We start from the raw sequence: 13,914 nt of genomic DNA on the forward strand, positions 1-13,914 counted from the left end.
ATTCCGCCCCCGCTTGAAGACGGGCAAGTTATCCACAGTTACTGGCTATCCAGACATTTCAGACATCACGGAGAAAAACATGGGAAAGATCATCGGCATTGACCTGGGCACCACCAACAGCTGCGTGTCCATCATGGAAGGCAACACCACGCGCGTGATCGAAAACAGCGAGGGCGCACGCACCACGCCTTCGATCATTGCCTACCAGGACGACGGCGAGATCCTCGTCGGCGCCTCCGCCAAGCGCCAGGCCGTCACCAACCCCAAGAACACCATCTACGCCGCCAAGCGCCTGATCGGCCGCAAGTTCGAGGAAAAGGAAGTGCAGAAGGACATCGACCTGATGCCCTTCACCATCACCAAGGCCGACAACGGCGACGCCTGGGTGGAAGTGCGCGGCAGCAAGCTGGCCCCCCCGCAGATCAGCGCCGAAGTGCTGCGCAAGATGAAGAAGACCGCCGAGGACTACCTGGGCGAGCCGGTCACGGAAGCCGTCATCACGGTGCCCGCCTACTTCAACGACGCACAGCGCCAGGCCACCAAGGACGCCGGCCGCATTGCCGGCCTGGAAGTCAAGCGCATCATCAACGAGCCCACGGCCGCGGCCCTGGCCTTCGGCCTGGACAAGCAGGAAAAGGGCGACCGCAAGATCGCCGTCTATGACCTGGGCGGCGGCACGTTCGACGTGTCCATCATCGAGATCGCCGACGTCGATGGCGAAAAGCAGTTCGAGGTGCTCTCGACCAACGGCGACACCTTCCTGGGCGGCGAAGACTTCGACCAGCGCGTGATCGACTACATCATTGACGAGTTCAAGAAAGAATCGGGCGTCAATCTCAAGAACGACGTTCTGGCCCTGCAGCGCCTGAAGGAAGCCGCCGAGAAGGCCAAGATCGAGCTGTCCTCGTCCGCCGCGACCGACATCAACCTGCCCTACATCACGGCCGACGCCTCGGGCCCGAAGCACCTGAACATCAAGCTGACCCGCGCCAAGCTGGAAGCCCTGGTGGAAGACCTGGTCGAGCGCACCATCGCGCCCTGCCGCACGGCCATCAAGGACGCCGGCGTTTCCGTGTCCGACATCCATGACGTGATCCTGGTCGGCGGCCAGACCCGCATGCCCAAGGTGCAGGAAAAGGTGAAGGAGTTCTTCGGCAAGGAACCGCGCAAGGACGTGAACCCCGACGAGGCCGTGGCCGTCGGCGCCGCCATCCAAGGCCAGGTGCTGTCGGGCGACCGCAAGGACGTGCTGCTGCTGGACGTCACCCCGCTCTCCCTGGGCATCGAAACCCTGGGCGGCGTGATGACCAAGATGATCACCAAGAACACCACGATCCCGACGAAGTTCGCCCAGACCTTCTCGACGGCCGAGGACAACCAGCCCGCCGTGACCATCAAGGTGTTCCAGGGCGAGCGCGAAATCGCCAGCGCCAACAAGCTGCTGGGCGAGTTCAACCTGGAGGGCATCCCGCCCGCATCGCGCGGCACGCCGCAGATCGAGGTGAGCTTCGACATCGACGCCAACGGCATCCTGCACGTGGGCGCCAAGGACAAGGGCACGGGCAAGGAAAACAAGATCACCATCAAGGCGAACTCGGGCCTGTCCGAGGACGAGATCCAGAAGATGGTGAAGGACGCCGAGCTCAACGCCGCCGACGACAAGAAGAAGCTGGAGCTGGTGCAGGCCCGCAACCAGGGTGAGGCCGCCGTGCACACCGTGACCAAGAGCCTGTCCGAGCACGGCGACAAGCTGGACGCCGGCGAAAAGGAAACGATCGAAGCCGCCGTGAAGGACCTGGAAGCCGCCCTCAAGGGCGAGGACAAGAACGCCATCGACGAGAAGACCACCGCGCTGATGGCCGCCAGCCAGAAGCTCGGCGAGAAGATGTACGCCGACAGCCAAGCCGCCCAGGGCGCGGAAGCCGCTGCCGCCCAGGCTGGCGCCGCTGCATCCGCCGGCGCGGCGGCGCAGGACGACAACGTCGTGGACGCCGAAGTCAAGGAAGTCAAGAAGGGCTGATCGCGCAAGCGCCCCGACTGCCCTGCCGCCGCGCCGGGCCCCGCCACACCGGGGTTCGCGCGGCGTTCCTGCTCCAACCGGCCTGAAGAGTCCCCATGTCCAAAAGAGATTTTTACGAGGTCCTTGGCGTTCCCAAGAACGCCTCGGACGACGAGCTCAAGAAAGCCTATCGCAAGCTCGCGATGAAGTACCACCCTGACCGCAACCAGGGTGACGCGGCCAAGCCCGCCGAGGAAAAGTTCAAGGAGATCAAGGAAGCCTACGAGATCCTCTCCGACGCGCAAAAGCGTGCCGCCTACGACCAGTACGGCCACGCCGGCGTGGACCCAAACATGCGCGGCGGCATGGGCGGCGGCCCCGAGGGCTTCGGCGGCTTCGCCGAGGCCTTCGGCGACATCTTCGGCGACATGTTCGGCAACGGCGGCGGCGGCGGGCGCGGGCGCGGCAGCCGCCAGGTCTACCGTGGCAACGACCTGTCGTACGCCATGGACGTCACGCTGGAAGAGGCCGCCAAGGGCAAGGAAGCCCAGATCCGCATCCCGACCTGGGAGAGCTGCGACACCTGCCACGGCAGCGGCGCCAAGCCCGGCACCAGCGCCAAGACCTGCGGCACCTGCCAGGGCAGCGGCGCGGTGCAGATGCGCCAGGGCTTCTTCAGCGTCCAGCAAACCTGCCCGCATTGCCGCGGCACGGGCAAGATCATTCCCGAGCCGTGCATGAGCTGCCACGGCCAGGGCCGCGTCAAGAAGCAAAAGACGCTGGAGGTGAAGATCCCCGCCGGCATCGACGACGGCATGCGCATCCGCTCCACCGGCAACGGCGAGCCAGGCACCAACGGCGGCCCGCCAGGCGACCTGTACATCGAGATCCGCATCAAGAAGCACGACATCTTCGAGCGTGACGGCGACGACCTGCACTGCGAAGTGCCCGTGAGCTTCATCACCGCCGCGCTGGGCGGCGAGATCGAGGTGCCCACCCTGCAGGGCAAGGCCGCCATCGACATTCCCGAAGGCACCCAGGCCGGCAAGCAGTTCCGCCTGCGCGGCAAGGGCATCAAGGGCGTGCGCGCCAGCTACCCGGGCGACCTGTACTGCCACATCGTGGTGGAAACGCCCGTCAAGCTCACCGAGCACCAGCGCAAGCTGCTCAAGGAGCTGGACGAGTCGCTCAAGAAGGGCGGCGCCAAGCACTCGCCCTCCACCGAAAGCTGGACGGACCGGCTCAAGAGCTTCTTCAGCTGATGCACACACAACAACGGCCCGCAACGCGGGCCGTTGGTCCATCTGGCCCCGGCCCGATCAATCCCGAGTCATTCATTCAGGATTAACCGTGCGCCGTTGACAAAGATCAGCGCCAGGGTCTTTTCCAAACCCTAAGGTACGCAGCCTGTGTGACGCCAGGGCGCGTACCCTTACCGGAACGTACCGCCCGGCAGCTCGCACGCCAGCCAGCCGAAAGAGCGTTCCCGTGATCGACCCAGCCAGCCCTCCGCCATCTGCCACAGCCACCACGCCCCCTGAACTGGTCTGCCCCGCGGGCAGCCTGCCCGCACTCAAGGCCGCCATTGACGGCGGCGCCGACTGCGTCTACCTGGGCCTGCGCGACGCCACCAACGCGCGCAACTTCGCGGGCCTGAACTTCGACGAAGCCGCCATCCAGAATGGCATCGCCTACGCGCACCAGCGCGGCCGCAAGGTGCTGCTGGCGCTCAACACCTACCCGCAGGCCAGCAACCCCGGGCCCTGGCGCGCCGCGCTGGACAAGGCGGCCGCCTGGGGCATCGACGCCGTCATCCTGGCCGACCCCGGCCTGATGCGCTACGCCGCCGAACGTCTCCCGCAACTGCGCCTGCACCTGTCGGTGCAGGGCTCGGCCACCAACCACGACGCCATCAACCTGTACCACCAGCAGTTCGGCATCCAGCGCGCGGTGCTGCCGCGCGTGCTGTCGCTGGAGCAGGTCAAGCAGGTGGTGCAGCGCACGCCGGTGGAGATCGAGGTGTTCGGCTTTGGCAGCCTGTGCGTGATGGTCGAGGGGCGCTGCGCGCTGTCTTCCTACGCCACGGGCGAATCGCCCAACACGCACGGCGTGTGCTCGCCGGCCAAGTTCGTGCGCTGGCAGGAGACGCCCAAGGGCCTGGAATCGCGCCTGAACGGCGTGCTTATCGACCGCTACGGCAGCGGCGAGAACGCCGGCTACCCCACGCTGTGCAAGGGCCGCTTCGACGTGGGCGACGAGAGCAACTACTACGCGCTGGAGGAGCCCACCAGCCTCAACACCCTGGAGCTGCTGCCCCAGCTCGTGAAGATGGGCGTGCGCGCCTTCAAGATCGAAGGCCGCCAGCGCAGCCCCGCCTACGTGGCGCAGGTCACGCAGGTATGGCGCGAGGCCATCGACCACTGCATGGCGCAAGGCCACCTGTACGCGCCCAAGACCGCCTGGATGGCCAGCCTGGACCAGGTGGCCGAGGGCCAGCAGCACACGCTGGGCGCCTACCACCGCCCCTGGAAGTGAACACCATGAAACTCGCCCTCGGTCCGCTGCAGTATTACTGGCCGCGCGACACCGTTTTTTCCTTCTACCAGGTCATGGCCGAAACGCCCGTGGACGTGGTCTACCTCGGCGAGGCCGTGTGCTCGCGCCGGCGCGAGCTGCGCCAGAGCGACTGGATCGACATCGCGCGCATGCTGCGGGACGCGGGCAAGCAGCCCGTGCTGTCCACCATGACGCTGCTCGAATCCACCGCCGACGTGGCCGCCATGCACAAGATCGTGCGCGATGAGGAATTCCTCGTCGAAGCCAACGACATGGGTGCCGTGCACAACCTGGCGGGCCAGCGCCCGTTCGTGGCCGGCCCGCAGCTCAACCTGTTCAACCCCGACGCCCTGGCCTGGATGGCCGGGCTGGGTGCGTGCCGCTGGGTCATGCCGCTGGAAATGCGCCAAACCGACCTCGCCGCGCTGCAGCAGCAGCGGCCTGCGGGGCTGGAAACCGAAGTCTTCGCCTACGGCCGCATGCCGCTGGCGTTCTCGGCGCGCTGCTTCACCGCGCGGCACTACAACCGGCCCAAGGACGACTGCGGCTTCGCCTGCATCGAGCACCCCGACGGGCAGTTGCTGCAAACGCGCGAGGCCGAGGGCTTTCTGGTGCTCAACGGCATCCAGACCCAGTCGGCGCGCGTGCACAACCTGCTGCAGGACCTGCCGGCGCTGCGCGCCCTGGGCGTGGACCTGCTGCGCCTGTCGCCGCAGTCGCAGCACATGGCCGAGGTCATCGCCGCCTTTGACGCCGCACGCCACGCCGCGCAGCCCGACCCCACGGCGCTGGAGCGCCTGCTCCCGCTGATGCCCGCCGCGCCCTGCAACGGCTACTGGCACGGCCAGCCCGGCCTTGACCTGATTGAACCCGCGCACGCCTGATTGGGAGCCCCCATGACCACCACCCCGCCCGCCCCCTTCACCCTGCCGCGCCCCGTGGGCGCCGTGCTCGCGCGCCTGCCCGCCTACCCGGGCTCGGTGCTGCTGGTCACGGCCATCAACCTGGCGCTGGCACGCCACCTGCCCGACGATGTGAAGGCGCTGCTGAAGGGCAAGCGCCTGTCCATCCGCGTGCGCGACGCGCGCCTGGCCTTCGACTTCGCCTGGACCGGCCAACGCTTCACGCCCAGCGCGCCTCAGGCCCAGCCCGACCTGGCCATCAGCGCCAACGCGCAGGACTTCGTGCTGCTGGCCCAGCGCCGCCAGGACCCGGACACCCTGTTCTTCAACCGCCGCCTGGTGATGGAGGGCGACACCGAGCTGGGCCTGGTGGTGAAGAACGCGCTGGACGCCATCGAGCTGCCCGTGCTCGACCCGGCCCACTGGTCGCCGCGCGCCGTGCTGGCGCGCCGGGCGCCGCACCTGGCCCACCTTGCGCGCCAGCTGCCGCCGCTGCCCCTGCCGCCCTTCCGCGGAGGCCGCCCATGACCGAGCCCGCCCCCGCCGACAACCAGCCGCTGGTGTATTCCTGCTCGGGCTGCTCCAGCGCCGCGCAGCTGGCCAACCATGTGGCGCTGCGGCTGGACCGCCATGGCGTGGCCGAGATGTCGTGCATTGCCGGCGTGGGCGGCGACGTGCCCAAGCTGGTCCAGCTCGCCCACTCGGGCCGCCCCATCATCGCGCTGGACGGCTGCCCTCTGGTGTGCGTGCACAGCAGCCTGGCGCGCCACGGCATCGCGCCCGCGCGGCACTACCAGTTGCACCAGTACGGCGTGAAAAGGCGCGCCCATGAGGACTTCGACCCCGACCAGGCAGCCGAGGTGCTGGCGCGCATCGAGGCCGACCTGCGCGCGCAGCCGCTGCGCCCCGCCGCCGCGCAAGAGGCCGCCCATGGCTGAGCCCGCGCGCCGCGTCATCGTCGGCATCTCCGGCGCCAGCGGCGCCGTGTACGGCGCACGCCTGCTGCAGGCGCTGCAGGACATGCCGCATGTCGAATCGCACCTCGTCGTCTCGGGCGCCGGCTGGCGCAACCTGCAGCACGAACTGGACATGGACCGCCCCAGCGTCGAGGCCCTGGCCGACGTGGTGCACGACCTGGACAACGTGGGCGCCAGCATCGCCAGCGGCTCGTTCGCCGCGCAGGGCATGGTCATCGCGCCCTGCTCCATGCGCACGCTGGCGGCCGTGGCCCACGGCCTGGCCGACAACCTGCTGACCCGCGCGGCCGACGTGACGCTGAAGGAACGCCGCCGCCTGGTGCTGATGGTGCGCGAATCGCCGCTGCACCTGGTGCACCTGCGCAACATGGCCACGGTGACCGAGATGGGCGCCATCGTCTGCCCGCCCATGCCCGCGTTCTACCAGCGCCCCACCACCGTGGGCGAGATCGTGGACCACAGCGTGGCGCGCGCGCTGGACCTGCTGGGCATCGAGAACGCGCTGGCCCCGCGCTGGCAGGGGCTGCCGCCAAACTCCTGATTTGATAGCTACTCACGCTTACCCAGAAAGCGTCAGAGGCCAATTTCATTCAAATATGCATTACCGCGACCTGCGCGACTTCATGGCCCAACTGGAGGCCGCGGGCGAGCTGCGCCGCATCACCGCGCCCGTATCGCCCCACCTGGAAATGACCGCGCTGGCCGACCGCGTGCTGCGCGCCGGCGGCCCGGCGCTGCTGTTTGAAAACCCCACGGGCCACGCCATGCCAGTGCTGGCCAACCTGTTTGGCACGCCCGGCCGCGTGGCGCGCGCGCTGGGCGTGGCCGGGCTGCCCGAGATCCGCGCCTTTGGCGAAGTGCTGGCGCAGCTCAAGGAGCCCGAGCCGCCGCGCGGCGTGAAAGACCTGTGGGGCAAACGCGACCTGCTCAAGACGCTGTGGAGCATGGCCCCGGCAGAGGTGCGCCGCCCGCCCTGCCAGCAGGCGGTGTGGGAGGGCGACGACGTGGACCTGACCCGCCTGCCCATCCAGCACTGCTGGCCCGGCGACGTGGCGCCGCTGGTCACCTGGGGCCTCACCATCACGCGTGGGCCGCTGAAGAAGCGCCAGAACCTGGGCATCTACCGCCAGCAGCTGCTGGGCAAGAACCAGCTCATCATGCGCTGGCTGTCGCACCGCGGCGGCGCGCTGGACTTTGCCGACCACTGCCGCCTGCACCCCGGCCAGCCCTACCCGGTGGCCGTGGCCATCGGGGCCGACCCGGCCACCCTCCTGGGCGCCGTCACGCCCGTGCCCGACACGCTGTCGGAATACCAGTTCGCCGGCCTGCTGCGCGGCGCCCGCACCGAAGTCGCCCCCGCCCTGGGCGTGCCGCTGCAGGTGCCGGCCAGCGCCGAAATCGTGCTGGAAGGCCACATCCACCCCGACGCCAACCACCCCAGCGGCTGGCAGCACGCGCTGGAAGGCCCCTACGGCGACCACACCGGCTACTACAACGAATGCGCCGAATTTCCCGTGTTCACCGTGGAGCGCATCACGCTGCGCGAAGACGCCCTGTACCACAGCACCTACACCGGCAAGCCGCCCGACGAGCCCGCCATGCTGGGTCTGGCGCTCAACGAACTGTTCGTGCCGCTGCTGCAGCGCGCCTTCCCCGAGATCATCGACTTCTACCTGCCGCCCGAGGCCTGCAGTTACCGCATGGCCGTGGTGCGCATCCGCAAGGCTTACGCCGGCCACGCGCGGCGCGTGATGATGGGCGTGTGGAGCCACCTGCGCCAGTTTCTGTACACCAAGTTCATCGTGGTGGTGGACGAAGACGTGGACGCGCGCTCATGGCCCGAAGTCATCTGGGCCCTGACCACCCGCATGGACCCGGCGCGCGACACGATGCTGATCGAGCACACGCCCATCGATTACCTGGACTTCGCCTCGCCCGTGGCCGGCCTGGGCAGCAAGATGGGGCTGGACGCCACCAACAAATGGCCCGGCGAAACCCAGCGCGAATGGGGGCGGCCCATGGCCATGGACGCCGCCGTCAGCGCGCGCATGCACGCACTGGCGGATCAGTTGAGGTTGTAGCCTGCTGCTGTCGGTGGCGGCTTCCTGAGCTTGCTGCGTATTGCCCTCACGCGTGGTCGCCCAGTCCCGTACTTCGCAGCCACCCGCCGCAGCGAGGTGACGAGCGATAAGCGACCCCAAAGCATGCATTGCCGGACGTGGAGTTGCTTTGGGAACGCGCGTCTTACTTCAAACGCACCTCGACATGAACAAAACCTGTGGAATCCGCGGTGTCGGCCACCTCAATAAACGGCTGAGCGCGGACAAGTTCATTGAGCTTCTTGAACCCATAGTTCCGTGGATCAAACGAGCTATGTGTTTTACCAAGCAGGCTACCTACCGTAGCCAAGCGCGACCACCCGGTCTCTCGAGCAGTCTCGCGGATCGCGTGAGAAAGTAGATCCTTCAATTCAGGCACATCTGGTAACTGCAGTGCGGCCGCTGCAGTGCCTGTCGGCTTCTTCAAAACCTCAAAGAATATGAACTTGTCGCATGCTGCGATGAATGGCTCTGGTGTTTTTCGTTCACCAAGACCGTAAACGGTCTTGCCGGCCTCGCGCAACCGAGTCGCTAGCCGAGTGAAATCACTATCGCTCGAGACCAAACAAAACCCATCCACGTTTCCTCCATACAACAAATCCATCGCGTCGATGATGAACGCCGAGTCTGTCGAGTTCTTGCCTGTGGTGTAAGAAAACTGCTGCACAGGCTGGATCGCATGGCGATGAAGGCACGCTTTCCATCCCACCAAATTCTGAGTGGTCCAGTCTCCGAAAGCCCGCTTCACTGTGGCCGTCCCGTATTTCGCCACTTCCTCTAGCAACTCCTTCGCCACGCTCGCAGAAGCGTTGTCGGCGTCAATGAGCACCGCTAGCCGTAGAACATCTGAATTGGCCAAGTCCGTTTACCTCCGAGTTGCAAATGCATCAATAGCAAGCTCGAGCTCGCAGAATGGAAATTATGCTTGGTGCTTTACGTGGAAACGAAGTCCGCCACCGATAGGTGTCAAACGCACGTTGAACGTGCTCGCCCTGTCACAAGGTCATGTCACCGAGCCGGCTGACCAATATCAAACGGCATACGTCGCGCTCCCGTCAAGCGCTTCCGATTTTTGGCCCAAAAGCCATAACAAACGCTTGCAGAGAACGCGCCGGCCAGATGGCGCGATGGCGTTCCGCCCCCCGTTGCGTTGCAGCACCCACCAGGAATCTTGGCAATCCGCCGCTCATCAGCCGCCCTGTACCGGTGCAACCAACGCAACTCTGCGCCGGGTCATTTGCAGGCCCGCCGCAGCATTGCTACGCTGGAGCCACCCAACCAGCAGGAATCCCATGAGCGTCAGCATCACCTTCCTCGGCGGGGCCGGCACGGTCACCGGCTCCAAGTACCTTGTGCGCCACGGCGGCCAGTCGCTGCTGGTGGACTGCGGCCTGTTCCAGGGCTACAAGCAGCTGCGGCTGCGCAACTGGCACGCCTTGCCGGTGGCGCCGCATGAGGTGGACGCCGTGCTGCTCACCCATGCCCACCTGGACCATTCGGGCTACCTGCCGCTGCTGGCGCGCGATGGCTTTGGCGGCCCGGTGTTCTGCACGGCCGGCACGCGCGACCTGTGCGCCATCTTGCTGCCCGACAGCGGCCACCTGCAGGAGGAAGACGCCAACTACCTCAACCGCCACCACCTCAGCAAGCACGAGCCCGCGCTGCCGCTGTACACGCGCCTGGACGCACAGCACAGCCTGGCGCTGCTGCGCGTGCAGCCCGTGCACCAGGCGTTCGAGCCCCTGCCCGGCTGGCGCGCCACCTTCCTGCGCGCGGGCCACATCCTGGGCGCGGCCAGCGTGCTGCTGGAGGTGGGCGGGCGGCGCATTCTGTTCTCGGGCGACCTGGGGCGGCCGGACGATCTGCTGATGCACGCGCCCGACGCGCCCCCCGCTGCCGACACGGTGCTGGTCGAATCGACCTACGGCGACCGCAGCCACCCGCCGGGCTCGGTGCTCGATGAGCTGGGCCCCGCCCTGTCGCGCCTGGCCGCGCGCGGCGGCGTGGCCGTGGTGCCGGTGTTCGCCGTGGGGCGCGCGCAGACGGTGCTGCACGCGATCGCCCTGCTCAAGAGCCGTGGCGAGCTGCCGTCGGGCCTGCCGGTGTACCTGGACAGCCCCATGGCCGTGAGCGCCACGCAGCTGTTCCACGACCACATGGGCGAGCTGCGGCTGAGCCGCTCCGAGCTGCACGCCATGGCGCGCGGCACGACGCTGGTGCACAGCGTGGACGAGTCCAAGGCGCTGGCGCGCCTGCACGGGCCGCGCGTGATCCTGTCGGCCAGCGGCATGGCCACGGGCGGGCGCGTGCTGCACCACCTGGCCCTGCACGCGGGCGACCACCGCAACATGATCGTGCTGACCGGCCACCAGGCCGGCGGCACGCGCGGCGCGCGCCTGGCCGCGGGCGAGAAGAGCATCCGCATCCTGGGGCGCGACGTGCAGATTCGCGCCGAGGTGGTGCAACTGGCCACGGCCTCGGCCCATGCCGACGGCGGCCAGCTGCTGGACTGGCTGCGCGCCATGCCCGCCGCGCCGCGCCGGGTGTACGTGGTGCACGGCGAGCTGCCCGCGGCCGACATGCTGCGCCAGCGCATCGAGCACCAGCTGCGCTGGTCCGCCGACGTGCCGGAGCATGGCGAAACCGTGACGCTTTGAAAGTTCAAGCAAAAACAGGCCACAGCGCTTATACAGCAAGCGAAAACAGCTATTAAATCAGGAGCAAACACCCGTCAGCGGTGCGCATGGCGGCATGATTGCCATCGCGTTTCACGATGACAAAACCCGCACACCAAGGGGAAAATGCGATGATCACTTCTCCAAACGAGAAGCCGCACCCCCACCGATGAAAAGCTCCGAGCGCAGTTTTGCGCGCCGTATCGACCTGACCTCTCTGCAACTGTTCGTGGCCGTCTGCGAACTGGGCAGCATCGGCCGCGCGGCCGAGCGCGAGTTCATCGCCGCATCGGCGGTGAGCAAGCGGCTGTCCGACCTGGAGGCCGCCGTCGATACCGCCCTGCTGTACCGCCACAGCCGCGGCGTGACGCTGACGCCCGCGGGCGAGAGCCTGCTGCACCACGCGCGCACCGTGCTCTTCGGCCTGGAGCGCATGCAGGGCGAGCTGAGCGAGTACGCCGAGGGCGTGCGCGGCCATGTGCGCATGCACGCCAATATCTCGGCCATCGTGCAGTTTCTGCCCGAAGACCTGGGCGCCTTCGCCCGCACGCACAGCCAGATCAAGATCGACCTGCAGGAACACCTGTCGCCCGACGTGCTGCACGCCGTGCACGAGGGCGCTGCGGACCTGGGCATTTGCAACGTGTCCGCAGCCACGGCCCACGAGGGCCTGCAAAGCCGCCCCTACCGCAGCGACCGGCTGGTGCTGGTGGTGCCGCAGACGCACGCCCTGGCCGCGCGGCAAGCCATTGCCTTCGACGAGGTGCTGGACTGGGACATCGTCGGCCTGCACGTGGGCAGCAGCATCAGCCTGGCCATGCGCCAGGCCGCCGCGCAGGCCGGGCGGCCGCTGCGCCAGCGCATCCAGGTGACGAGCCTGGACGCCATGTGCCGCATGATCGACAACGGCCTGGGCGTGGGCCTGCTGCCCGACCGCGCCTTTGCGCTCATGCACGGCGTGGGGCGCCTGGCCGCCGTGCGCCTGGACGCGCCCTGGGCCCAGCGCGAGCTGCGCCTGGTGGCGCGCGACTTCGACGCCCTGCCCGTCACCGCGCGGCTGCTGGTCGAGCACCTGGCGCCCGGGGAGGCCCCGGCCAGCCCCACCTAGAATTCCAATCACCCCATCACTGAACCACGAAACGAGACCGCCATGGGACGCACCCTGTACGACAAGATCTTCGACGAGCACGTCGTCCACACCGAGGAAGACGGCACCGCCGTTCTCTACATCGACCGCCATCTGGTGCACGAGGTGACCAGCCCGCAGGCCTTCGAGGGCCTGCGCCAGGCGGGCCGCAAGGTCTGGCGCGTGAGTTCCATCGTGGCCACGGCCGACCACAACACGCCCACCACCGGCTGGGAGCTGGGCTACGACGGCATTGCCGATCCGATCAGCAAGGAGCAGATCACCACGCTGGACAAGAACATCGCCGAGGTGGGCGCGGCCGCGTTCTTCCCGTTCATGAGCAAGCGCCAGGGCATCGTGCACGTGATCGGCCCCGAGAACGGCGCCACCCTGCCCGGCATGACGGTGGTGTGCGGTGACTCGCACACGTCCACGCACGGCGCCTTCGGCGCGCTGGCCCACGGCATCGGCACCAGCGAAGTCGAGCACGTGATGGCCACGCAGACCCTGCTGGCCAAGAAGGCCAAGAACATGCTGGTGAAGGTGAGCGGCAAGGTGGCCCCCGGCATCACGGCCAAGGACATCGTGCTGGCCATCATCGGCAAGATCGGCACGGCCGGCGGCACGGGCTACACCATCGAGTTCGCGGGCGACGCCATCCGCGCCCTGTCGATGGAAGGCCGCATGACGGTGTGCAACATGGCCATCGAGGCCGGTGCGCGCGCCGGCCTGGTGGCCGTGGACGACAAGACCATCGACTACGTGAAGGGCCGCCCGCTGGCGCCCACGGGCATGGAGTGGGACCAGGCCGTGGCGTATTGGAAGACGCTGCACTCCGACGCCGACGCGCAGTTCGACGCCGTGGTGGAGCTGAACGCCGCGGACATCGTGCCCCAGGTCACCTGGGGCACCAGCCCCGAGATGGTGCTGGGCGTGGACGCCACGGTGCCCGACCCCGACAAGGAAAAGGACGCCAGCAAGCGCGGCGCCATCGAGCGCGCGCTGACCTACATGGCGCTCACGCCGGGCAAGCCGATCAACGACATCTTCGTGGACAAGGTGTTCATCGGTAGCTGCACCAACAGCCGCATCGAGGACATGCGCGAGGCCGCCGCCGTGGTCAGGAAGCTGGGCCAGAAGGTGGCCAAGAACATCAAGCTGGCCATGGTCGTGCCGGGCTCGGGCCTGGTGAAGGAGCAGGCCGAGCGCGAGGGGCTGCACGAGATCTTCCGCGCCGCGGGCTTCGAGTGGCGCGAGCCCGGCTGCAGCATGTGCCTGGCCATGAACGCCGACCGCCTGGAGCCCGGCGAGCGTTGCGCCTCTACCTCCAACCGCAACTTCGAGGGCCGCCAGGGCGCGGGCGGGCGCACGCACCTGGTCAGCCCCGCCATGGCCGCCGCGGCCGCCATTCACGGCCACTTCGTGGACATCCGCCAATTCGCCTGAGGACTCTTGCCATGACCAAACCACTCGCCGCCCTGCTGGCCCTGGCCTTCGTTCTGGCCGGCTGCAACACCGTCAAGGGCATGGGCCAGGACGTGCAGCGCGCCGGCAACGCCATCGAGCGCGCCGCCAAGTAA

General features: G+C 67.7%; 13 protein-coding genes. 12 read left to right on the forward strand and 1 reads right to left on the reverse strand.

Annotation, left to right across the window (positions count from 1 at the left end; translation table 11 throughout):
- The first annotated feature begins 79 nt into the window (after window positions 1–79).
- From dnaK to ubiD, 8 genes are all read left to right on the forward strand, one after another.
- Window positions 80–2,020, forward strand: a complete 1,941-nt coding sequence (dnaK, locus tag BP68_RS16280; protein ID WP_496373652.1) for a molecular chaperone DnaK — start codon at window positions 80–82, stop codon at window positions 2,018–2,020.
- 95 nt (window positions 2,021–2,115) lie between these two features.
- Entirely contained in the window at window positions 2,116–3,261 is a 1,146-nt protein-coding gene (gene dnaJ / locus BP68_RS16285; protein WP_496373654.1) for a molecular chaperone DnaJ, read from the forward strand.
- 226 nt (window positions 3,262–3,487) lie between these two features.
- The gene (gene ubiU, locus BP68_RS16290) at window positions 3,488–4,534 is read left to right on the forward strand and encodes a ubiquinone anaerobic biosynthesis protein UbiU (RefSeq protein ID WP_496373656.1); all 1,047 of its coding nucleotides are present in this window, start codon (window positions 3,488–3,490) and stop codon (window positions 4,532–4,534) included.
- Window positions 4,535–4,539: 5 nt separating this feature from the next.
- Window positions 4,540–5,439 carry a U32 family peptidase gene (locus BP68_RS16295; RefSeq protein ID WP_496373658.1) on the forward strand — a complete coding sequence of 300 codons (900 nt, stop codon included), beginning with the start codon at window positions 4,540–4,542 and terminating at the stop codon, window positions 5,437–5,439.
- A gap of 12 nt (window positions 5,440–5,451) precedes the next feature.
- On the forward strand, window positions 5,452–5,985 hold the full coding sequence (ubiT, locus tag BP68_RS16300; RefSeq protein ID WP_496373660.1) for a ubiquinone anaerobic biosynthesis accessory factor UbiT: 534 nt from the start codon (window positions 5,452–5,454) through the stop codon (window positions 5,983–5,985).
- Window positions 5,982–6,395, forward strand: a complete 414-nt coding sequence (locus BP68_RS16305; RefSeq protein WP_496373662.1) for a putative zinc-binding protein — start codon at window positions 5,982–5,984, stop codon at window positions 6,393–6,395. Before ubiT ends, BP68_RS16305 begins: the two co-directional genes overlap by 4 nt.
- A complete protein-coding gene (locus tag BP68_RS16310) occupies window positions 6,388–6,975 on the forward strand; it encodes a UbiX family flavin prenyltransferase (protein ID WP_496373664.1) in 588 nt (195 codons plus the stop codon). Before BP68_RS16305 ends, BP68_RS16310 begins: the two co-directional genes overlap by 8 nt.
- 55 nt (window positions 6,976–7,030) lie before the next feature.
- Window positions 7,031–8,515 (forward strand): 4-hydroxy-3-polyprenylbenzoate decarboxylase, encoded by a 1,485-nt coding sequence (gene ubiD / locus BP68_RS16315; RefSeq protein WP_496373666.1) that lies wholly within the window; start codon window positions 7,031–7,033, stop codon window positions 8,513–8,515.
- 163 nt (window positions 8,516–8,678) lie between these two features.
- On the opposite strand, the gene BP68_RS16320 is transcribed toward ubiD, so the two are convergent.
- On the reverse strand, window positions 8,679–9,392 hold the full coding sequence (locus tag BP68_RS16320) for an NYN domain-containing protein (RefSeq protein ID WP_496373668.1): 714 nt from the start codon (window positions 9,390–9,392) through the stop codon (window positions 8,679–8,681).
- A gap of 433 nt (window positions 9,393–9,825) precedes the next feature.
- On the opposite strand from BP68_RS16320, the gene BP68_RS16325 reads away from it, so the two are divergent.
- From BP68_RS16325 to BP68_RS16340, 4 genes are all read left to right on the forward strand, one after another.
- Entirely contained in the window at window positions 9,826–11,190 is a 1,365-nt protein-coding gene (locus tag BP68_RS16325) for an MBL fold metallo-hydrolase (protein ID WP_496373670.1), read from the forward strand.
- Window positions 11,191–11,377: 187 nt separating this feature from the next.
- Window positions 11,378–12,316: a LysR family transcriptional regulator gene (locus tag BP68_RS16330; RefSeq protein ID WP_496373672.1), complete on the forward strand. Its 939-nt coding sequence runs from the start codon at window positions 11,378–11,380 to the stop codon at window positions 12,314–12,316.
- Between the two features lie 42 nt (window positions 12,317–12,358).
- Window positions 12,359–13,780 (forward strand): 3-isopropylmalate dehydratase large subunit, encoded by a 1,422-nt coding sequence (leuC, locus tag BP68_RS16335; protein ID WP_496373674.1) that lies wholly within the window; start codon window positions 12,359–12,361, stop codon window positions 13,778–13,780.
- 11 nt (window positions 13,781–13,791) lie between these two features.
- Window positions 13,792–13,914, forward strand: coding sequence for an entericidin A/B family lipoprotein (locus BP68_RS16340; RefSeq protein ID WP_496373676.1), 123 nt, complete (start codon window positions 13,792–13,794; stop codon window positions 13,912–13,914).

This window comes from Diaphorobacter oryzae DSM 22780 (genome assembly GCF_059568935.1).